At 73.0% G+C, this 21,791-nt stretch carries 15 protein-coding genes; 6 read left to right on the top strand and 9 right to left on the bottom strand.

The window, feature by feature from the left end:
* Positions 1 to 143 precede the first annotated feature (143 nt).
* From AB0J10_RS25275 to AB0J10_RS25265, 3 genes are all read right to left on the bottom strand, one after another.
* A complete protein-coding gene (locus tag AB0J10_RS25275) occupies positions 144 to 3,326 on the bottom strand; it encodes a protein kinase (protein WP_363064740.1) in 3,183 nt (1,060 codons plus the stop codon).
* A gap of 254 nt (positions 3,327 to 3,580) precedes the next feature.
* Positions 3,581 to 6,130, bottom strand: a complete 2,550-nt coding sequence (locus AB0J10_RS25270) for a protein kinase (protein ID WP_363064739.1) — start codon at positions 6,128 to 6,130, stop codon at positions 3,581 to 3,583.
* Positions 6,131 to 6,293: 163 nt separating this feature from the next.
* Positions 6,294 to 8,000, bottom strand: a complete 1,707-nt coding sequence (locus AB0J10_RS25265; RefSeq protein ID WP_363064738.1) for a glycerol-3-phosphate dehydrogenase/oxidase — start codon at positions 7,998 to 8,000, stop codon at positions 6,294 to 6,296.
* Between the two features lie 220 nt (positions 8,001 to 8,220).
* Here AB0J10_RS25265 and AB0J10_RS25260 point away from each other — a divergent pair, with 220 nt between their 5' ends.
* A complete protein-coding gene (locus AB0J10_RS25260) occupies positions 8,221 to 9,462 on the top strand; it encodes a nucleotide sugar dehydrogenase (protein WP_363064737.1) in 1,242 nt (413 codons plus the stop codon).
* A gap of 156 nt (positions 9,463 to 9,618) precedes the next feature.
* Here AB0J10_RS25260 and AB0J10_RS25255 read toward each other — a convergent pair whose 3' ends face one another.
* The 4 genes from AB0J10_RS25255 to AB0J10_RS25240 form a co-directional block, all read right to left on the bottom strand.
* The gene (locus AB0J10_RS25255) at positions 9,619 to 10,743 is read right to left on the bottom strand and encodes a GuaB3 family IMP dehydrogenase-related protein (RefSeq protein WP_363064736.1); all 1,125 of its coding nucleotides are present in this window, start codon (positions 10,741 to 10,743) and stop codon (positions 9,619 to 9,621) included.
* 127 nt (positions 10,744 to 10,870) lie between these two features.
* Positions 10,871 to 12,373, bottom strand: coding sequence for an IMP dehydrogenase (gene guaB, locus AB0J10_RS25250; protein ID WP_093656287.1), 1,503 nt, complete (start codon positions 12,371 to 12,373; stop codon positions 10,871 to 10,873).
* A 150-nt stretch (positions 12,374 to 12,523) separates the two neighbouring features.
* Complete coding sequence (locus AB0J10_RS25245) at positions 12,524 to 13,111, bottom strand: sigma-70 family RNA polymerase sigma factor (protein WP_363064735.1); 588 nt, start codon at positions 13,109 to 13,111, stop codon at positions 12,524 to 12,526.
* A 335-nt stretch (positions 13,112 to 13,446) separates the two neighbouring features.
* Positions 13,447 to 14,058, bottom strand: a complete 612-nt coding sequence (locus AB0J10_RS25240) for a response regulator transcription factor (protein ID WP_003948568.1) — start codon at positions 14,056 to 14,058, stop codon at positions 13,447 to 13,449.
* Between the two features lie 380 nt (positions 14,059 to 14,438).
* Here AB0J10_RS25240 and AB0J10_RS25235 point away from each other — a divergent pair, with 380 nt between their 5' ends.
* On the top strand, positions 14,439 to 14,762 hold the full coding sequence (locus tag AB0J10_RS25235) for a WhiB family transcriptional regulator (protein ID WP_363064734.1): 324 nt from the start codon (positions 14,439 to 14,441) through the stop codon (positions 14,760 to 14,762).
* A gap of 99 nt (positions 14,763 to 14,861) precedes the next feature.
* Here AB0J10_RS25235 and AB0J10_RS25230 read toward each other — a convergent pair whose 3' ends face one another.
* A complete protein-coding gene (locus AB0J10_RS25230; RefSeq protein WP_363064733.1) occupies positions 14,862 to 15,752 on the bottom strand; it encodes a LysR family transcriptional regulator in 891 nt (296 codons plus the stop codon).
* A gap of 79 nt (positions 15,753 to 15,831) precedes the next feature.
* On the opposite strand from AB0J10_RS25230, the gene AB0J10_RS25225 reads away from it, so the two are divergent.
* From AB0J10_RS25225 to AB0J10_RS25210, 4 genes are all read left to right on the top strand, one after another.
* Entirely contained in the window at positions 15,832 to 16,500 is a 669-nt protein-coding gene (locus AB0J10_RS25225) for an MOSC domain-containing protein (RefSeq protein WP_363064732.1), read from the top strand.
* A gap of 378 nt (positions 16,501 to 16,878) precedes the next feature.
* Positions 16,879 to 17,652 (top strand): SDR family oxidoreductase, encoded by a 774-nt coding sequence (locus AB0J10_RS25220; protein ID WP_363064731.1) that lies wholly within the window; start codon positions 16,879 to 16,881, stop codon positions 17,650 to 17,652.
* Between the two features lie 425 nt (positions 17,653 to 18,077).
* Positions 18,078 to 19,133 carry a hydroxyacid dehydrogenase gene (locus tag AB0J10_RS25215; RefSeq protein ID WP_363064730.1) on the top strand — a complete coding sequence of 352 codons (1,056 nt, stop codon included), beginning with the start codon at positions 18,078 to 18,080 and terminating at the stop codon, positions 19,131 to 19,133.
* Positions 19,134 to 19,262: 129 nt separating this feature from the next.
* A complete protein-coding gene (locus AB0J10_RS25210) occupies positions 19,263 to 19,955 on the top strand; it encodes an ester cyclase (RefSeq protein WP_363064729.1) in 693 nt (230 codons plus the stop codon).
* A gap of 132 nt (positions 19,956 to 20,087) precedes the next feature.
* On the opposite strand, the gene groL is transcribed toward AB0J10_RS25210, so the two are convergent.
* Entirely contained in the window at positions 20,088 to 21,710 is a 1,623-nt protein-coding gene (gene groL, locus AB0J10_RS25205; protein ID WP_363064728.1) for a chaperonin GroEL, read from the bottom strand.
* Positions 21,711 to 21,791: the final 81 nt, after the last annotated feature.

The raw sequence follows: 21,791 nt of genomic DNA, 5'->3' as shown, positions 1-21,791 counted from the left end.
TTCCGCCCCGTTCCTTGGATTCCCAGGTTACGGAGGGGAGGTACGTACACGGAACCTGGGGCGGCTCAGTAACTCGCACCGTGATGTGGCGGTTGCGGCGCGCGGTCGGAAGCGGCGGGACGGTGGGGACCCGGCCTCCGGGGTCAACTCCGGGCGCGGTACGCGGTCGTGGCCTGCTGGTAGATCTCGGTGACCTTGTCCCGCTGGTCCTCGGGGCCGATCACCTGCAGCACGTGGTAACTGTCACCGACGATCATGGCGAGATTGCGGACGTACACCTCGCGACCGGTGCTGTCCTGCCAGGTGAACTGGCCTTCCGCCATGGCCTGCTTGCCCACGTCGATCCGGCGCAGCCCGGATGCCGTCGACCAGGACGAGTCACGGAAGGGCTGGAGCTCACGCTCCTTGTCGCGCTGGTACGCCATCGGGTCGGAGCCGTTCGCCCCGACGGTGTCCCGGCCCGGGACCACGATGAGGGTGAAGTCCCCTCCGGTGTAACGGACCTGGCCGCTGTCGTTGACCGGACTGCGCCGCCAGGTCTTGTCGACGCCGATCCGGAAACCCTCGGGATCCACGCGCACGGCATAGCCGTCGGCGAGGTCCACTGCGGGCGCGGAGGTCTGCGGCCCCTTCCCGTCCGGCGACGGGTCACCGCCGGCCTCACCGGCCTGGTCCGCCGGCCGGTCCGGTCCCCGCGACGAGGACGACGCGGGCTGGGAGGACGGCGCGGACCCGGAGCCGGTCCTGGGCATGAACAGCACGGCGTAGGCGATGGCCGCGGCGAGCGCGAGCAGGATCAGGAGGAGCAGAGTCCGGCCCAGTGACCGCGGGCTGCGCGCCGGCCGCTCGCGGGGTCCCCGGGGCACCCTGGGCTCCCTGGCCTTCTTGTGGCGGTGCCGGCCCCGGGGTTCGACGGAGCCGCCGCGCCGCCTGCGGACCAGCTCGCCCCTGCGCCGCACGACGGGGAGGCGGGTGCCGTCGACGGAGGGAAGCGGTACCACCTGGGTGCCGGCGTCGGGTTCCGGGGCGGAGCGGACGAGCGAACGCAGCCAGCCGCGCAGTTCCTCGAAGTCCGGCCGCTCGGTGGGGTCCTGGCGCAGCAGCGACTCCACGACCGGACGCAGCGGTCCGCACTCCTCGGCGAACGCCGGCGGTTCCGCGCAGACGAGCTGGACGAGCTCGGCCGAACTCTCCTCCGGGTACGGGGCATGGCCCTGCACCGCGCGGTAGAGCAGAGCGCCGAGTGCCCACAGGTCGGTGGCCGGGCCGATGGGCGGGGCCAGTTGCCAGTTCTCGTGGACCGGGCCCGCCTGCTCCGGTGCCCAGCGCTCGGTGACCGCTCCGACGACCGCGATCCGGGTCTGGCGGGCGCGCTCGGCCGCGAGGGGCGTCGTGGGACCTCGGTGGGGCGCCGGGGCCGCTCCGGCGGCGACGACCTCGTCCCAACGGCCCGCGGGGACGGGCCGCGCACCGGTGTCCGCGTCGGTCCCGCGCCGGGCGTCGGCGCGCAGGGCGTCGCGGGCGCTGCCACCGTACGCGGCTGCGCTGCCACCGGCGGGGACCGGGGCGGCGCCGTCCGAGGCGGGGCCGTCGCGCCAGACGCCGGCGAGCCGGACCCGGCGGGGACCGCCGGGCGGGTCGTCGTCCGGGCCGCCGTAGGGGCCGCCGTCCGGGCCGTCGTGCTCGTCGGCGTCGTCGGCCTCCTCGGCGTCCGCCGGCCGCGACCACCACTGCGGGGCGGGCGCCCCGGCGCGGGGAGCGGGCAGGGCCGGACCGGGCCGGAGCGGGGGCACCGCGGCACCGGAGGGCGCACCGAAACCCTCGGGTGCCTCCCACTCGCCCCTCACACCGGGGTGGTGCAGCCGGCCGATGCCGTCGGCCGCACGGCCCCCGGGCGGCAGCGCACCCCCTCCGGCACCGCCCGAGGCACGGCCCCCGGGCGGCAGCGCGCTCCGGTCACCGCTCTCGTCGCGGCGGCCGTGCACGCCGGTCAGGTCGCCGCCGCCGGGCGGGCGGGCGGTGCCGTCGGGCTCGCCGGGGACGGGGCCGGCCACGGCGTGGCCGTGGGAGCGGACGACCTCGCCCGTGCCGTGGACGCCCTCGCCGGCCGCGGCCTGCCACCCGCGGCCCCCGGGATCGGCCGCGGGACCCGCGTCATCGCTGCCGAGGAGACCGCCGTCCTCGGCGGCACGCCGTTCGCCGGCCCCGGAACCACCCCCGGGAAGAGCGCCGGTGGGGCCGGGGCCGGCGCCGCCGGGCAGGGCCGGCCTGCTGTCGCGGTGCGGACCGGCGCCCGTACGGCCGTCGCCGGCCCGGTCCTGGTCGCGCTCGTCGCGGGCCGGCCCCTGCCGGTTCTCCTCGCTGAGCCGGGCGGCGGCACGGGCCCCCGCCCGGTAGGCGGCGATCGCACCTGCCCGTGCGGCGCGTGCGTCGCCCGGGCCGCTGCCGAATCCGTAGCCGTACGCGGGAGGGGTGTACCGGTCCACCGCGCCGCCGGGTCCGGGCAGGAGCGGTCCGGGCGCCCGGTCCGGCGGGGACGGGGGTGCGGGCAGCCGCCCGGGGGAAGGCCGCCCCCGGTGGGACTCCGTCTCGTCCGCTCCCGGGCCCGCGGATTCCTGACCGCCGGACGCCGGCGGAGCCGTCCCCACGGCATACGGCGGCGCGTGGGGCGGGTACGGCTGCCCGTACGGCGGATCCGCCGGCTCGGCCTCCTCGACCCCGGCGACGGGGTCCGGGACCGGCGCGTACCCGCACAGGGCCTCCTCCGCCGCGCCCGCCGCGAGTCCGGTCAGCACGACACGGCCGTCGTCGCACACGAGCACCGTACGCACGGTGATGTTCCGGTGGGTCCAGCCGTGCGCGTGGAGGGCGCGCAGGGCCGTCAGCACGTCCGAGCCGATCTCCGCCGCCCGGTACGGGTTCAGCGGCCTCTCGGCCAGCAGCGCGGCCAGCGGCCGCGCGGCGACCAGCTCACTGACGATCCACAGCGACCCGTCCTCGGCGAACACGTCGAAGACCTGGTCGAGGCGCGGGTGGTCGGGGATCTGCGCGGCGGCCTGCGCCGCCTCCACGGCCCGCCGCACCGCCGGGTCGGTCGGCCGGCGGGTGGTGCGCCCCGCGGCCCGGCGCGGTGGGGGAACGCCGGCACCACCCCGTTCGTCGAGCACCTCCGCCTCGACGACCTCGGGCAACGGGACCTGCCGGACGAGGACTTCCTGGCCGCTGTAGGTGTCGAAGGCACGCGTCTCGACGAGCTCGTACTCGTCGGAAGGCGGCAGGGGAAGCCGGTAGCGGTCGGCCAGCACCCTTCCCGCGTAGTCGTCCACGACGCCTCCCCACCAGCGTGCAGCGTTCCCGGCCCGGTTGTCCCCCTGCCCGTCGGTGGGGTCTCCCACCGGGCGTGCTCGAGCCGGTGCCACGGTCGGTCGTGTGCGCGGCCCTGCCCGTCAGAGCCCCGCCCCCGGTCCCGGGGGACCGTACGAAACCATCAATTCCGGTCACTCACCGGCCTCTTGCGGCTGCGTACGGTCCACGACCTCTCACGATACGTGGCCTGCCCAGCCCTTGGGGGCGAACCACCTCAGTCCTTCGGGGCGAACGTGGCGAACGCCGTATTGCGCAGCGTGCTGCACTCCGCGCCGTCCCATTCGCTCGCCTTGCAGCTGATCATGATCGAGTAGCCGTGGCGGGCGTCGACCTTGAAGCCGCGGTTGAGCACGCGCACCCGCTGGCCGCCCTGGTTGCGCTCGAAGCTCCAGTCGGCGACCGTCGGATAGCCCTTGTACGCGACGGGCTTGATCCCGAGGTGCTTGTAACCGCTGCTGCTGCCGCTCACCGCGAACCGTGCGGCGTTCCAGGCGGCTGCGGCATCACTCTTGGGGCTGTCGGTGAAGTCGACCTGGAGGCGCGGGAAACCACCGTCCGCACTGAAGATCGCACCCGAGTTCTGGCCGGCGGTTCCGGTGCGGCGGAACGACTTCGGCATCGCCATGGTGAAGTGGAACTGATCGTTCGACACCATCGCGTACCCGGCGGGGAGTGCGTTCCCCGCAGGCGCCCCGGGGTCCGTGCCGCCGGACGGCTGCGCCCCGCCCGTGTCCGTGCCCCCGCCGTCCTTGCCGGCGTCGCCCGTGGGCCGGCCGTCGCCCTCGCCCTGGTCGCTGCCGCCGGTGGCACCGCCGTCGCCCTCGGCGTCGCCGCCCGCGGCGCTCCCGGCGGAGGCCGTGTCGCTCTTCGGCTTGTTCTGCCCGCCCTCGTCCCCGCCGCCGCGCAGTGCGACGACGAGCACCGTGGACAGGATCGCGAGCGCGGCGACGACCGCGACGACCACCAGTGTGCGGCGGGGCACCACGTCGGTGAGCGCCGCCCGCGCGGGGGGCGTCCGGGCGGCCGCGGGCGCCGCGGGGGGCTTGGCGGCGCCGTCCCCGTCCTCGGTCCGACCGGCCTCGTTCTTAGCCGCGTTCCGGACGGAGCGCAGTGCTCCGCGGACCCGCTCGGCCGCCGCGTCCGCGGCCTCCCTGGCCCGGTCCCGGGTGGGGACGGCCGGCTCGGCCGGGACGGCCGGCAGGGCCACGACGCGGGTCGCCTCCGGCGAGGGCTGCGGTTCCGCAGGGTGCTCGGGGGCGTCGACCACGTTCCGCAGCAGCGCCCGGGCGCCGGCGTCGTCGAGCCGCTGCGCCGGGTCCTTGGCCAGCAGGCCGTAGATGACCTCCTCCAGCGGACCGGCGTTCTTCGGCGGATCGAGCGGCTCGGTCATCACGGCGGTCAGCGTCGCGATGGCCGAGCCCTTGTCGTACGGAGGGCAGCCCTCCACGCTCGCGTACAGCAGACCGCCCAGCGACCAGAGATCGGCGGCCGGGCCGGGCTTGTGGCCCCGGGCGCGCTCCGGGGAGATGTACGAGGGCGCGCCGACGAGCATGCCGGTGGAGGTGATCGAGGGATCGCCCTCGACCTGGGCGATGCCGAAGTCGGTGAGCACGACCCGGCCGTCCGACGAGATGAGGACGTTGGACGGCTTCACATCGCGGTGCAGGATGCCCTCGCGGTGCGCGGAACGCAGGACGTCGAGGACGGCCAGACCGACCTCGGCGGCCCGCCGGGGCGTCAGGAGGCCGTCCTCACGGATGGCCTCGGCGAGGGACTTGCCCTCGACGAGCTCCATCACGATCCACGGGCGGTCGTCCTCGTCGACGACGTCGTAGACGGTGACGGCGCCGGTGTTGCGGATCCGGGCGATCGCCTTCGCCTCGCGCAGGGTCCGGGTGATGAGGCGGCGCTTCTCGTCCTCGTCGATGCTGTTCGGGAAGCGCAGTTCCTTCACGGCGACCGTGCGGCCGAGCGTCTCGTCGTCGGCTCGCCATACGGTGCCCATGCCCCCGCGCCCGAGGACGCCTCCCAGCCGGTACCGGCCGGCCAACAACCGCCCCTCGGCGGTCGGTCCACGTCGCGAAGAGGTCCCCGCGGCCTTCGCTTCGCCCGCCCGGCCGGCCGGGCCTGAGCCCGTCTCCGCGGCCTTCGCGTCACCGCGCCCGGAAGCCCTCCGGTCCGCCGGTTCCCTGGCCGGGCCGCGCGCGCCCCCGTCCGCGGCGTCCTCGGGAGCACCCGCCCCGGGGTCGCGGTCCGTATCCCGCGATCCACCGTCACCGGCCGCGTCCCGCACCGCACCACGCTCCGCCGGGTCCGCCGGGGCCGTCCGCCGGTCCGTGCTCTGTGACCCACCGTCCTTCATCGGGTTCGCCTGCCCCGCAGCCGGTTCCGTACGCGTACCGGCGCCCGCCGCAGGCGCGTTCGCGCCATCGGGGCCGGACCCGTCACCGGGCTCGGGCGCGGCCGCGTCCCGCCCGGGCTCCGACCCCGCGTCCCCGGCCGCGCCCTCGGGACCGGTGCCACCGCCCCGCCCGCCTCGGCCGACGGCGTCGTCCGCCGCGCCGCGCGCGGAGTCCCGCGCCGTGCCCTTGTCCGCGGTCCCACCCGAACCGCCGTCACGGGAACGGGAGCCCGTGTCCGGACGCTCGGACCGCTCCGCGGCCGAACTCGCCGCGGGGTCCGCGCCGGTGGCGTGTCCGCCCTCCGGCCGCGCGTCCCGAAGGGGTTCCGGTGTCGTGTCCCGCGACTGCTCCGCCTCCGACATGCGTCCCCTCTGCGATCCCTGATCCTCGCCCGCGCCCGCCGCTCCCGCGCGATGCGGTAACCCGCCCTGGAAGAGCCCCCATTCTCTCGCACTCCGGGACTGGTACAGCTCCCGGGTCCACCGAGCGTCAGGAAGGCTCCGGAGAAGGGGATTCCGCAGGATCCTAGATCGGGACGATGTCCGGTGCGCCCAGCCGCGCCGCGTCGGCCGTCAGGTCGTCCGGCTGCAGCTGCGACTCCCGCTCGGCCTCCACCCGCTTCTCGTAGTGCTCGACTTCTTTCTCGATCTGCTCCTTGTCCCAGCCGAGCACCGGGGCCATCAGCTCGGCGCACTCCCGCGCGCAGCGCGTGCCCCGGTCGAAGGTCTCGATGGAGATGCGGGTCCGCCGGGTGAGCACGTCGTCGAGGTGCCGTGCCCCCTCGTGGGAGGCGGCGTGCACGACTTCGGCCCGCAGGTAGTCGTCCGCCCCGGAAAGCGGCCGGCCGAGCCCCGGATCGGCCGAAACGAGCTCCAGCAGTTCCTCGGTCATGGACCCGTACCGGTTCAGCAGGTGCTCGACACGGGCGACATGGAGGCCCGTCCTCTCCGCGGTCCTCGCCCGCGCGTTCCACAGGGCGCGGTAGCCCTCGGCCCCCAGCAGCGGCACGTCCTCGGTGACGCACTCCGCCACCCGGCGGTCCAGCCCGTGGACCGCCTCGTCCACCGCGTCCTTCGCCATCACCCGGTACGTCGTGTACTTGCCGCCGGCGACGACGACCAGACCGGGCACCGGGTGCGCCACCGTGTGCTCGCGGCTGAGCTTGCTCGTGGCGTCCGACTCCCCGGCGAGGAGCGGACGCAGACCCGCGAACACGCCCTCGACGTCGTCGCGGGTGAGCGGCACGGCGAGCACCGAATTCACGTGCGCCAGAAGGTAGTCGATGTCGGCGCTGGAGGCCGCCGGGTGTGCCTTGTCCAGGTCCCACTCGGTGTCCGTGGTGCCCAAGATCCAGTGCCGCCCCCAGGGGATGACGAAGAGGACGGACTTCTCGGTGCGCAGGATGAGGCCGGTGGTCGAGTGGATCCGGTCCCTGGGCACGACGAGGTGGATGCCCTTGGAGGCCCGGACGTGGAACTGGCCGCGCTCACCGATCATGGCCTGGGTGTCGTCGGTCCAGACGCCCGTGGCGTTCACGATCTGCTTCGTCCTGATCTCGTACTCCCCGCCCGTCTCGACGTCCTTCACCCGGGCGCCGACGACGCGCTCCCCCTCGCGGAGGAAGCCTATGACGGGTGCCCTGCTGGCGGCGTGCGCGCCGTACGAGGCGGCCGTGCGCACCAGGGTCGCCACGTAGCGGGCGTCGTCCATCTGGGCGTCGTAGTACTGCAGGGCACCCACCAGGGCGTCCTTCCGCAGACAGGGGGCCACCTGGAGGGCGCGCCTGCGGCTCAGGTGGCGGTGGACGGGCAGACCGCGGCCGTGGCCGGAGGACACCGACATCGTGTCGTACAGCGCGACGCCCGCTCCGGCGTAGACCCGCTCCCAGCCCTTGTGCTGCAGCGGATAGAGGAAGGGCACGGGCTTCACGAGGTGCGGGGCGATCCGCTCCAGCAGCAGTCCGCGCTCCTTGAGGGCTTCCCGCACCAGCGCGAAGTCCAGCATCTCCAGATAGCGCAGCCCGCCGTGGATCAGCTTGCTCGATCTGCTCGACGTGCCCGACGCCCAGTCACGCGCCTCGACGATTCCGGTGGACAGCCCGCGTGTCACCGCGTCCAGCGCGGTCCCCGCGCCGACCACTCCGCCGCCGACCACCAGTACGTCCAGCTCGCGCTCCGCCATCGCGGCCAGGGCCTCGGCGCGCTGCGCCGGTCCCAGTGTCGCTGTCCTCACGGTGCCTCCCGTCGCCCCCATTGGTCGGGCCCACACACTCGATTCTGTCCGCACTCCCGGACTTCAGCCACCGCCTGTGGACAACACTCGGGCGACCTGACGCGCGCAATACCGCATAACGGTCATATTTACTCCTAGTCTGACATTGCCCCTGCTCGTTCTGTCCACAGGACTTGCGCGTCACGTGCCCTTCGGCTATTGGGAAGGACGGCTCACCGCCATGCCCGCAGATCTCGCCGTCATCGGACTCGGCCACCTCGGACTTCCCCTCGCCCAGGCCGCCGCGGCCGCGGGCATCGGGACCATCGGCTACGACCCCGATCCCCGCCCCGCCGCCGAACTCGCCGCGGGACGTCCCCCCGTGGACGGCTCCCTCAGCGCGTCGGAGATCCGCCGGATGCTCTCGGGGGGCTTCCGGCCCACCACCGACGCCGCCGAGCTGGGCAGGGTGCGCACCGCCGTCATCTGCGCGCCTACCCCCCTCGGCCCTGACCGCAGGCTCGATCTCACGGCGGTCGGCGCGGCCGCCCGGGCGCTGGCCGCACGGCTGCGGCCGCACACCACCGTGCTCCTCGGGTCCCCGGTCGAACCCGGCACCACGGAGGGCTATCTGCGGCCGATCCTCGAGGAGGGCTCGGGGCTGCGCGCGGGCGCCGACTTCCATCTGGCGTACTCCCCCAGCCGGCTCGACCCCGGCAACCGCGCCCACGGCCCGGCCAACACCCCCCAGGTGATCGGCGGCCTCACACCCGCCTGCACCGAGTCGGCGGCGACCTTCTACAGCCGCGTCAGCGACAAGGTGGTCCGCGCCCGCGGACTGCGCGAGGCCGAGGCCGTCAAACTCCTGGAAACCAACTTCCGGCACGTCAACATCGCCCTGGTCAACGAGATGGCGGTGCTCTGCCAGGACCTCGGCGTCGACCTGTGGGACGTCATCCGCTGCGCCGAGACCAAGCCGTTCGGGTTCCAGGCGTTCCGCCCCGGCCCCGGAGTGGGCGGGCACGGCCTCCCCGTCGCCACCGTCGGCCCCCACCGCTCGCTGCGGCTCGTGGAGCTCGCGGGGCAGATCAACGAACGCATGCCGAGCTACGTCGTCCAGCGCTGCGCGACCCTGCTGAACGAGCACGGCAAGTCGGCACGCGCGGCGCGGATCCTCCTCCTCGGGATCACCTACAAGCCGGACCTCGCCGACCGGCAGGGCTCCCCCGCCCCGGAGATCGCGCATCGGCTGATGGAACTGGGCGCCTCCGTCGGCTACCACGACCCCTATGTGACGGACTGGCGGGTGAACGACCGTCCCGTGCCCCGCGCCGACTCCCTGTACGAGGCCGCGGCCACCGCCGACCTCACCGTGCTGCTGCAGCACCACCGCACGTACGACCTGCAAGGGCTGGCCGTCAAGGCACAGATCTTCCTGGACACCAGGGGGGCCTCCCCCGTGGGCGCGGCACACCGTCTGTGACCCTCGGGGCGCCGGTGGACTCGGTGTGTGCGGTCTCGGAACCGGGCGCCGGCCTTCAGCGCCACCTGTCGCACATCCCCGGCACGCGGCAACGGGAGGGGTCCGGCACCGCGCCGGTGCCGGACCCCTCCCGTGCGCACCGCCCGGGCCGGACCGTCAGCGCTTGTGCTGGGAGTCCGCGACCGTCACCTCGACGCGCTGGAACTCCTTGAGCTCGCTGTAGCCCGTCGTGGCCATGGCGCGTCGCAGGGCGCCGAAGAGGTTCATCGAGCCGTCGGGGTTGTGCGACGGACCGGTGAGGATCTCCTCCGTCGTACCCACGATGCCCAGGTCGACGAGCTTGCCGCGCGGCACGTCCTCGTGGACGGCCTCCATGCCCCAGTGGTGGCCCCGGCCGGGCGCGTCCGTCGCGCGGGCCAGCGGGGAGCCCATCATCACGGCGTCCGCGCCGCAGGCGATGGCCTTCGGGAGGTCGCCCGACCAGCCGACACCGCCGTCGGCGATGACGTGGACGTACCGGCCGCCGGACTCGTCCATGTAGTCGCGGCGGGCCGCGGCGACGTCCGCGACGGCCGTCGCCATGGGCACCTGGATCCCCAGCACATTGCGGGTGGTGTGCGCGGCGCCGCCGCCGAAGCCGACGAGGACGCCCGCCGCGCCGGTGCGCATCAGGTGCAAGGCCGCCGTGTACGTGGCGCAGCCGCCGACGATGACCGGGACGTCGAGTTCGTAGATGAACTGCTTCAGGTTCAGCGGCTCGGCCGCACCCGAGACGTGCTCGGCCGAGACGGTCGTGCCGCGGATGACGAAGATGTCCACGCCCGCGTCGACGACGGTCTTGGAGAACTGCGCGGTGCGCTGGGGCGACAGGGCGGCGGCCGTGACGACGCCGGAGTCACGCACCTCCTTCAGGCGCTGCCCGATCAGCTCCTCCTTGATCGGGGCGGCGTAGATCTCCTGCAGACGGCGGGTCGCGCTCTCGGCGGGCAGCTCGGCGATCTCGTCGAGCAGCGGCTGCGGGTCCTCGTACCGGGTCCACAGGCCCTCGAGGTTCAGCACGCCCAGTCCGCCCAGCTCACCGATGCGGATCGCGGTCTGCGGGGAGACGACGGAGTCCATGGGGGCGGCCAGGAACGGGAGCTCGAAGCGGTAGGCGTCGATCTGCCACGCGATCGAGACCTCCTTCGGGTCCCGGGTGCGCCGGCTCGGTACGACGGCGATGTCGTCGAACGCGTACGCCCTGCGGCCGCGCTTGCCGCGCCCGATCTCGATCTCAGTCACGATGTGTGGCCTTTCCCTCTACGTCTGCGCCTACCAGTATCCCCGACACACATGTCAGGGGCGGTCCCGGGAATCCCCGGAACCGCCCCTGCGGAAACGCGGCCGCCGCCACCTGCGGCGGTTCGCGCTACTTCCTGCTGTAGTTGGGCGCCTCGACCGTCATCTGGATGTCGTGCGGGTGGCTCTCCTTGAGACCCGCCGAGGTGATCCTGACGAACCGGCCCCGGTCCTGCAGCTCCGGCACCGTGCGGCCGCCGACGTAGAACATCGACTGGCGCAGGCCGCCCACGAGCTGGTGGACGACCGCCGAGAGCGGGCCGCGGTAGGGCACCTGGCCCTCGATGCCCTCGGGAACGAGCTTCTCGTCGGAGGCGACGCCCTCCTGGAAGTAGCGGTCCTTGGAGAAGGAGCGCTGGTCACCGCGGGACTGCATGGCGCCGAGCGAGCCCATGCCGCGGTACGACTTGAACTGCTTGCCGTTGATGAAGAGCAACTCGCCCGGCGACTCCTCGCAGCCGGCGAGCAGTGAGCCGAGCATCACCGTGTCGGCACCGGCGACCAGGGCCTTGGCGATGTCGCCGCTGTACTGCAGGCCGCCGTCGCCGATGACCGGGACGCCCGCCGCCTTGGCGGCGAGGGACGCCTCGTAGATCGCGGTGACCTGCGGGACGCCGATGCCGGCGACGACCCGGGTGGTGCAGATGGAGCCGGGGCCGACGCCGACCTTGATTCCGTCCACGCCGGCGTCGATCAGCGCCTGGGCGCCGTCGCGGGTCGCGACGTTGCCGCCGATGACGTCGACGGGGGCGTTCGACTTGATCTTGGCGACCATGTCGCCGACCAGCTTGGAGTGGCCGTGCGCGGTGTCGACCACGATGAAGTCGACGCCGGCCTCGATGAGGGCCTGGGCGCGCTCGAACGCGTCACCGGCGACACCGACGGCGGCGCCGACGATGAGCCGGCCGTCCTTGTCCTTCGCGGCGTTCGGGTACTTCTCGGCCTTGACGAAGTCCTTGACGGTGATGAGGCCCTTGAGGATGCCCGCGTCGTCGACCAGCGGAAGCTTCTCGATCTTGTGGCGCCGCAGCAGCTCCATGGCGTCGACACCGGAGATGCCGACCTTGCCCGTCACCAGCGGCATCGGGGTCATGACGTCACGCACCTGCTGGGAGCGGTCCGTCTCGAAGGCCATGTCGCGGTTGGTGACGATGCCCAGCAGCTTGCCGGCCGCGTCGGTGACGGGAACGCCGCTGATGCGGAACTTGGCGCAGATCGCGTCCGCCTCGGCGAGCGTCGCGTCCGGGTGCACCGTGATCGGGTCGGTGACCATGCCGGACTCGGAGCGCTTCACCAGGTCGACCTGGTTGGCCTGGTCGGCGATGGAGAGGTTGCGGTGCAGCACGCCGACGCCGCCCTGGCGGGCCATGGCGATGGCCATCCGGGACTCGGTGACCTTGTCCATGGCCGCGGACAGCAGCGGGATGTTCACCCGGACGTTCTTCGAGACGAGCGAGGAGGCGTCGATCTGGTCGGGCGCCATGTCGGACGCGCCGGGCAGGAGCAGCACGTCGTCGTAGGTCAGCCCGAGTGTCGCGAATTTCTCGGGCACTCCGTCGACGTATGCAGTCATGACACCTTCCCCAAATGGCCTTGATCGGTGCGGATGTCCATGCTAACGGGATCCGAAGGTGTCTCATTCCACGATCAAGATCACCGAGCAGCTTTGTACGTTCGTACGTACGGACGTGGCGCTCGTGCGGTTCAGCCGCCGCCCTCCACGCTACTGCTCCGCGAGCGCCCGCAGTCTGCTGAGGGCCCGGTGCTGCGCGACGCGGACCGCACCCGGCGACATGCCGAGCATCTGTCCGGTCTCCTCCGCGGTGAGGCCGACCGCGACCCGCAGCACCAGCAGCTCGCGCTGGGTCTCCGGGAGACTGGCGAGCAGCCGCTTGGCCCACTCCGCGTCATCGCTGAGCAGTGCACGCTCCTCGGGACCCAGCGAGTCGTCGGGTCGCTCCGGCATCTCGTCGGACGGCACCGCGGTGGACCCGGGGTGCCGCATGGCGGCCCGCTGGAGATCGGCGACCTTGTGCGCGGCGATCGCGAAGACAAAGGCCTCGAAGGGGCGGCCGGTGTCCTTGTAGCGTGGCAGTGCCATGAGGACCGCGACGCAGACTTCCTGCGCGAGGTCCTCGACGAAGTGACGGGCGTCACCGGGCAGCCGGCTCAGCCGGGTGCGGCAGTACCGCAGCGCGAGCGGGTGGACCCGGGCCAGCAGATCGTGAGTGGCCTGGTCGTCGCCGTCGACGGCACGCTGAACGAGGGCACCGATGGCCCCCTGGGCAGCCGCCGCCTCGTCGTCGCGCATCGGTCCATGGTGCCTTGGCTGCCGCTGGTCCGTGGCACCGCGTCCGTAGTTGTGCACCGAAGCGTTATGAGCAGGTGCGCCGGAACTCATCTCCTGCGCCCTCCCCTTGCGCTCGACCGACTCGTCCCCGAGGAACTCCACAACTCAAGGATGCGGCATCGCGCGGGAAACGTGCGCCCGCCGTCGTCCACCGCCCCGCCCACCGTATGACGGGCGGGACTCATGATGCCCGTGCGGCCCGTGCGACAGGGCCCCGGGCGCGCGTCGCGTGCACGACGGCCGCGCGCCCCTCCGGTTCGCCCGCCGGGACCGGTCCCGGCTTCGCCCGGCACCGTTCAGCGGACCAGGCCCCAGCGGAATCCGAGCGCGACGGCGTGCGCCCGGTCCGAGGCGCCCAGCTTCTTGAACAGCCGCCTGGCGTGCGTTTTCACCGTGTCCTCGGAGAGGAACAGCTCACGCCCGATCTCGGCGTTGGACCTGCCGTGACTCATGCCCTCGAGCACCTGGATCTCCCGGGCGGTGAGGGTCGGCGCGGCGCCCATCTCGGCCGAGCGCAGCCGGCGCGGGGCGAGCCGCCAGGTAGGGTCGGCGAGGGCCTGGGTGACCGTGGCCCGCAGTTCGGCGCGCGAAGCGTCCTTGTGCAGGTATCCACGGGCGCCGGCGGCGACGGCGAGCGCGACGCCGTCCAGGTCCTCGGCGACGGTGAGCATGATGATCCGGGCTCCGGGGTCGGCGGAGAGAAGCCGGCGGACCGTCTCCACGCCGCCCAGTCCGGGCATGCGTACGTCCATCAGAATCAGATCCGAGCGGTCGGCCCCCCAGCGGCGGAGGACTTCCTCGCCGTTGGCCGCGGTCGTCACGCGCTCGACGCCGGGCACGGTTGCCACCGCGCGGCGGAGCGCCTCTCGGGCGAGCGGGGAGTCGTCGCAGACGAGGACGGATGTCATGGCCGCCCTCCGCAGCTGATGCGCGTCACCTTGAGCCTCCAGGCTGGTTACGTATCGTCACCTGTGCGGTTGACGCCCCCGGACTTCTGCCCGAGCGCTTGTTCTCTCAACCGCCTCCGCCCTCTCAACGACGGTCACTCGAAAGAGTTACGGGTGGGCCGGGCACCTTCGGCACTCTACGTGAGGGCCCGCGAACGGAGGAGAGCGACACAGTTCAACTGCATGTCAGATGGGCAGCCATGCCCCATTTAGCTGCATTTCTTCCCATTTACTGGTGTCTGCGGCTAGATTCGCAATGAGTCATATTTACATCTACTTACACCGTAGATGTACGGTCGGAGCTCAGAACCACTCAGCACGGCTACAAGGGGACATGCGCTATGGCAGATTTCTCCCGCCTTCCCGGACCGAACGCCGATCTGTGGGACTGGCAGCTGCTCGCAGCGTGCCGTGGGGTAGACAGCTCACTCTTCTTCCATCCCGAGGGGGAACGCGGCGCGGCAAGGAGTGCGCGCGAGAACTCGGCGAAGGAGGTCTGCATGAGGTGCCCGGTACGCGCGGAGTGCGCGGCGCACGCACTCGCGGTACGGGAGCCCTACGGGGTGTGGGGCGGACTGACGGAGGACGAACGCGAGGAGCTGATGGGGCGGGCTCGGCACCGGCTGATCCCGGCAGGGGGCGCGGGGAGCACGCCGCACGGCTGACCACGGCCGTCGACGACTTGAGAAGAAACGTTCCTGCACCATCCGGGCCACGTCCGGGACCGTCCCGCATCCGGGCGGCGTGGGTGGCGCATCGTCGCGTCAGCGGGCGGCGGCCAGGGCCAGCCGGTCCAGCGTGGCCGCGACCGTGGGGACCTGAGCCAGATCGGGCAGGGTCAGGGCGACGATCTCGCGGCGGACGGAGGGTTCCACCGCCACCGTGCGAGCCCCCTTGGGCAGCACTGACTCCAGTGCGAGCTCCGGCAGCACCGCGACACCGAGACCGGCACCGACGAGCCCGACCACGGCCGGGTAGTCGTCCGTGGCGAAGTCGATCCTGGGGGTGAACCCCGACTCCTCGCAGACCGCCACGAGCTGGCGGCGGCAGCGGGGGCACCCGGCGATCCACGACTCGTCCGCGAGGTCCGCGATGGAGACGGATCCCGCGTCGGCGAGGCGGTGCCCCTCGGGCACCAGCCCCACCAGCCGGTCGCTGAGCAGCGGCCGTACGACGAGGTCCGCCCACTCCGTGCCTCCGGCGCCGTACCGGAAAGCCAGCGCCACGTCGCAGTCCCCCTCGCGCAGCATCTCCTCGGATCGGGGCGGCTCCGCCTCGACCAAAGAGACGCGCGTGCCCGGGTGCGCGGCACGCAGGGCGGCGAGGGCGGTGGGCACCAACGTGGAGCTGCCGCTGGAGAAGGACACCAGCCGGACCCGGCCGGCGCGGAGCCCGGCGATCGCGGCGACCTCCTCCTCGGCCGCGGTGAGCCCGGCCAGGATGCCCGCCGCGTGGCGCACCAGGGCCTCCCCCGCCTGGGTGAGGCGCATCTCCCGGCCGGTGCGGACCAGCAGCGGGGTCCCCGCGGACGCCTCGAGGGCCTTCATCTGCTGGCTGACCGCGGGCTGGGTGCAGCCCAGCTCACGGGCCGCCGCGGAAAAGGAACCGGTGGCGGCCACGGCGCGCAGGACACGGAGGTGGCGGGCTTCGATCACCCCTCGATCATAAGGGGCACTTGGGGCGGTGTGGAGATATTCAATGGATGCTTTGGGTAAGTCGGTTTAGCGTCGGGGCATGGAACTTCTCTCGGTGAACGTGGGGCGGCTCAAGGCCGTCGAGCACACCTCCGCGGCCTCCGGCCTCAGCGGTGTGGACAAGCGGCCCGTCGCGGGCCCGGTGCGGGTCTTCGCCCCCGGGCCGCAGGGTGCCGGGGCGAGCGGGGTGGAGGGGGACGAGATCGGCGACCCCCGCTTCCACGGGGGCGACGACCGGGCCGTCACCGCCTACGCCCGCGAGGACCTCGACCACTGGGAGCGGGAGCTGGGCCGGCCGCTGGCGGACGGCGCGTTCGGGGAGAACCTGACGACCACCGGTCTCGACGTGAACGGAGCGCTGATCGGGGAGCGCTGGCGCATCGGTTCGGAGGTGGTCCTCGAGGTCACGGGCGGCCGGGTGCCCTGCAGCACCTTCCAGGGGCACCTCGGGGAGAAGGGCTGGGTGAGGCGGTTCACCCGGGCGGGGCAGCCCGGCGCGCTGCTGCGGGTGATCGAACCGGGGACGCTCCGGCCGGGCGATCCGGTGCGGGTCGTGCAGCGGCCCGACCACGACATCACCGTCGCGCTGCTGTTCAGGGCGGCCACGCTGGAACGGGAGTTGCTGCCGCGCACGCTCGCCGCGGCGCCGTGGATGGAGGCCTCGTTGCTGGAGGCCGCCCAACGGTACGCGGAGAAGCACGGCGGCTGACGCTGCGCCGGCGCGCCTCTGCCCGCGGGCAGAGGCGGGGGCCGGGAACCGACGGGGCACGCCGGTCAGGACGGCGGCGGGCGCGGACCCGGAACGGGAGGGGACGGGCGGGGCGGCCGGGCTCCGGAGCGGCCCGGTGTGCTTCGCAACCGCCGGGCGGCCTTTCCGGGGGCCGGATGACGACTCGTCACCCCGTACCCCAGGGGAACGACCCACCGTCGCGGTCCTTCCCGCCGAAGACGAACTCCGCCGCCCCGGACCCGCACCGCGCCCCGCCGGGTGACACCCACCGCCCCAACCCGCCCGCAGGGCTGACGGTCCGGCACCGCGGCCGGGCTCGCACGGCGCCCGTGCACGCGGCGCACTAACGTGCCGCCTATGACGACAGCACTCATCACGGGCTCGACCGCGGGCATCGGGGCCGCGTTCGCGCGGCGGCTCGCGGCGGACGGGCACGATCTGGTCCTGGTCGCCCGGGACACCAAGCGCCTCCAGGAGCAGGCCACCGAACTACACGACCGGCACGGCATCGAGGCGGAGGTGCTGACCGCCGACCTGGCCGAGGACGACGGCATCTCCTCCGTGGAGCAGCGGCTCGGCGAACGCAGGCGGCCGGTGGACCTGCTCGTCAACAACGCCGGGTTCGGCAACAAGGGGCGCTTCCTGGAGGTCTCCATGTCCGACGAGCTGCGGATGCTCAAGGTGCACTGCGAGGCCGTGCTGCGACTGACGGCCGCCGCCACCGCGCCCATGCGCGACCGGGGCCGGGGCGGAGTGGTGAACGTGGCCTCGGTCGCCGCGTTCGTGCCGCGCGGCACCTACGGGGCGTCCAAGGCGTGGGTCGTGCAGTTCACCCAGGGCGCGGCCCGGGACCTGGCGGGCACGGGGGTTCGGCTGATGGCGCTCTGCCCTGGGTTCGTGCGCACCGAGTTCCACCAACGGGCGGGGATGGGCACGGACAACATCCCGGGCTGGATGTGGCTGGACGCCGACAAGCTGGTGTCGTCGGCACTCGCCGATCTGTCGCGCGGCAAGACGCTGTCGGTGCCCGATCCGCGCTACAAGGCGCTGATGGGCGTGGTGAAGCTCGCCCCGCGGGGTCTGCTGGGCGGGGTCAGCTCCAGGGCGGGCCGCAAGTACGGACCGCGGTAGGGCGGGTTGCCGGGTCTCCGTGAGGTGCGGCCGCCGGTCCCGGCCCCGGTGGGGGCCGTGACGGGTACGGGATCGGGCCCGGCGGCGACTACGGCGAAGAGCGTGTCCGGTCCCGGGCCGGTCGTGCCGCGCGGGGGCGGCGGTGCGGTGAGCGGGCCTTGGAGGTACGGCCGGACGCGGCGGACGCGTCCGCGGCCGTCGCCGCCCAGCGGCCGCCATGGCCGCCGCACCACGGAGGCCCTGTCCGGACCGTTTGGCCGTGTGCGGGCGGATGGAGTGCGCCCACCCGCGCGGCGCCGTCGCCTCCCTGCAGCGGCACCGGAGGCGGGCCCGACGGCGGGAGGCGTCACACGGGCCCGCACGCGGCCCGCCCGGCGGGCCGCCGGTCGGCCCTCAACTGACCACCGAGGAGTCGGACTTCCACCATGCCCCACCGCACTGAAGAAGCCACCGCCGGGACCGACCTCAGCGGCGGTCCGTCCCTGCTGCTCGCCATGGGGCCCGGTGTCGCGGAACGCCTGTTCACCGACGCCCACCGGGCCCGTCTCACCGCCGTGACCCGGACCGACCCGTACCTCGTGGCCCATGACCTTGCCGACCCCCCGTCCGCCGTGGCCGCCGCGCTCGCCGATGCGGAGCTGCTGCTCACCTGCTGGGGCGTGACGCCGCTCGACGAACGCGTCCTGGACTCCGCGCCGCGGCTGCGTGCCGTCGTGCACGCGGCGGGTTCGGTGAAGCACCACATCACCCGGGCGTGCTGGGACCGCGGCCTCCTCGTCGCCTCGGCCGCCGCGGCCAACGCGCAGCCCGTGGCCGAGTACACGCTGGCCGCGATCCTCTTCGCCAACAAGCGCGTGCTGCACAGCGCTCACCGCTACCGCGAGCTCCGCGCCGCGCACGACTGGCGCCCGGAACTGGACGGCGCCGGCAACCACGGCCGTACGGTCGGGGTCGTGGGGGCGTCCCGGATCGGGCGGCGGGTGATCGAGCTGCTGCGCCCCTTCGATCTCCGGGTGCTGCTGTACGACCCGTACGCGGACGCCGACGAGGCCGCCCGCCTGGGGGCGGAGGCGGTGTCGCTGGACGACCTCTGCCTGCGCAGCGACATCGTCACCGTCCACGCCCCCGAGATCCCGGCCACCCGCCATATGATCGACGCCCGCAGGCTGTCCCTGATGCCCGACGGCGCGACCCTGATCAACACCGCGCGGGGCTCGCTGGTCGACACGGACGCGCTGCTCCCGGATCTGCTGTCCGGCCGCCTCAGTGCCGTTCTGGACGTCACCGCGCCCGAGGTGCCCCCCGCCGGCTCGCCGCTCTACGACCTCCCGAACGTCCTGCTGACGCCGCACGTCGCGGGCTCCCTCGGCCGGGAGCTGTACCGCATGGCCGATCTGGCGCTGGACGAGGTGGAGCGGTACGCGCTGGGCCGGCCCTTCGCCGAGCCGGTCGTCCCCGCGGCGCTGGACCGCTCGGCCTAGGTGTTCCGTCCGGGGAGGGCGGCCCGTCCCGCCCGGGCCTCTCACCGAGGGGGCAAATCGAGGCAGAACGCCCGTATTTCACTAGACTGGAGGCATCCGACGCAGCGCCCGATCCGCCCGGGAGACGCCATGACATTCGTACAGATGATCGACTGCAAGACGGAACGCGTCGACGAGCTCAACCGGCTCCTGGACACCTGGGTCGAACAGACCAGGGGCAGGCGCACCGCCACCCACAGCCTCCTCGCCCAGGACCGCTCCGACGGGACCCATGTGGTGGAGATCGTCGAGTTCCCCTCGTACGAGGACGCGATGCGCAACTCGAACCTCCCGGAGACCGACCGGATCTTCCAGGAGATGGTGGCGCTGTGCGACGGCATGCCGACCTTCACCGACCTGGAGGTCATCCGCGACGAGCAGTTGCACAAGGACCTGTGCGCCCGGTTCTTCACCGAGGCCCTTCCCGGTGACACCGCCCTCCTCGACGGACTGCTCACCCGGGACTACCACGACCACGACCCCGCCAACTCGCCGGACGTGATCGGGGTCGATGCCCTCCGCCGCGAGGTCGCGATGTGGCGCGACGCCTTCGACTTCGCCTTCACCGTCGAGGACCAGGTCGCCGAGGGCGACCGGGTCTGCACCCGCTGGACGTGGCAGGGCACGCACACGGGCGAGTTCCTCGGCCTCGCGCCCACCGGCAGGCAGGTCTCGATGACCGGCACGACCGTCCACCGGCTCCACGAGGGCCTGATCCGCGAGGGCTGGTGGCAGTACGACCGGCTCGGGCTGATGGGGCAGCTCGGGGCACTGGAGATGTGACGGCCGGACCGCGGCCCCGGTCGGCGTTCCGGCCCGGCCGAGGGCGCTCCCTCCCGCGCACGTGAAAGGTCCCCGCTCCCTCCCGGGAGCGGGGACCTTCGTACGTCCTGGGCGGACGGGAGACGCCGTGGGTCAGTGGGCGTGGCCGTGACCGTGGCCCGCGTCCGCCGGCTCCTCCTCCTTCTTCTCCACCACGAGGGTCTCGGTGGTGAGAAGCAGGGAGGCGATCGAGGCGGCGTTCTCGAGGGCCGAGCGGGTGACCTTGACCGGGTCGATGACGCCGGCCTTCACGAGGTCGCCGTACTCGCCGGTGGCGGCGTTGAAGCCGTTGCCCTTCTCCAGCTCCGCCACCTTCGCGGTGATGACGTAGCCCTCGAGGCCGGCGTTCTCGGCGATCCAGCGCAGCGGCTCGACGGCGGCACGGCGCACGACCGCGACACCGGTGGCCTCGTCGCCGTTCTTGCCGAGGTTTCCGTCCAGCACCTTGACGGCGTGGACCAGGGCGGAGCCACCACCGGAGACGATGCCCTCCTCGACCGCGGCGCGGGTCGCGGAGATGGCGTCCTCCAGACGGTGCTTCTTCTCCTTCAGCTCCACCTCGGTGGCGGCGCCGACCTTGATCACGCACACGCCGCCGGCCAGCTTCGCGAGACGCTCCTGGAGCTTCTCACGGTCCCAGTCGGAGTCCGTGGCCTCGATCTCGGCCTTGATCTGCGCGACGCGGCCGGCCACGTCCTCGCTCTTGCCGCCGCCGTCGACGATCGTGGTGTCGTCCTTGGTGACGGTGACGCGGCGGGCGGTGCCCAGCACGTCCAGACCGGCCTGGTCGAGCTTGAGGCCGACCTCCTCGGAGATGACGGTGGCACCGGTGAGGGTGGCCATGTCCTGCAGCATCGCCTTGCGGCGGTCACCGAAGCCCGGGGCCTTGACCGCGACCGCGTTGAAGGTGCCGCGGATCTTGTTGACGACGAGGGTGGACAGGGCCTCGCCCTCGACGTCCTCGGCGATGATCAGCAGCGGCTTGGAGGCGCCGGCCTGGATGACCTTCTCCAGCAGCGGGAGCAGGTCCTGGATGGAGGAGATCTTGCCCTGGTTGATCAGGATGTACGGGTCGTCGAGGACGGCCTCCATACGCTCCTGGTCGGTCACCATGTACGGCGACAGGTAGCCCTTGTCGAAGGCCATGCCCTCGGTGAAGTCCAGCTCCAGACCGAAGGTGTTGGACTCCTCGACGGTGATGACACCGTCCTTGCCGACCTTGTCCATCGCCTCGGCGATGAGCTCGCCGACCTGCTGGTCCTGGGCGGACAGCGCGGCGACGGCGGCGATGTCGGACTTCTCCTCGATCGGGCGCGCGGTGGCGATCAGCTCGTCGGAGACGGCCTTGACCGCGGCGTCGATGCCCTTCTTCAGGGCGGCCGGGGAGGCGCCGGCGGCGACGTTGCGCAGACCCTCGCGGACCAGGGCCTGGGCGAGCACGGTGGCGGTGGTGGTGCCGTCACCCGCGATGTCGTTGGTCTTGGTCGCCACCTCCTTCACCAGCTGGGCGCCGAGGTTCTCGTACGGGTCCTCGATCTCGACCTCACGGGCGATCGTGACACCGTCGTTGGTGATGGTGGGGGCACCGAACTTCTTGTCGATCACGACGTTGCGGCCGCGGGGGCCGATCGTCACCTTGACCGTGTCGGCGAGCTTGTTGACGCCGCGCTCAAGGGCGCGACGGGCGTCCTCGTCGAACTTCAGGATCTTCGCCATGGAGCTTCTCAAGTCCTCTCAAAGCGAGCCGCGCCCCTCGCCGCCCGGCTTCATCATCAGCGGGGGCCAGGGGCGCGGCTC

It is taken from the genome of Streptomyces sp. NPDC049887, from assembly GCF_040656535.1.
Lineage (GTDB): Bacteria > Actinomycetota > Actinomycetes > Streptomycetales > Streptomycetaceae > Streptomyces.
This window is presented reverse-complemented; position numbering and strand designations above follow the sequence as displayed.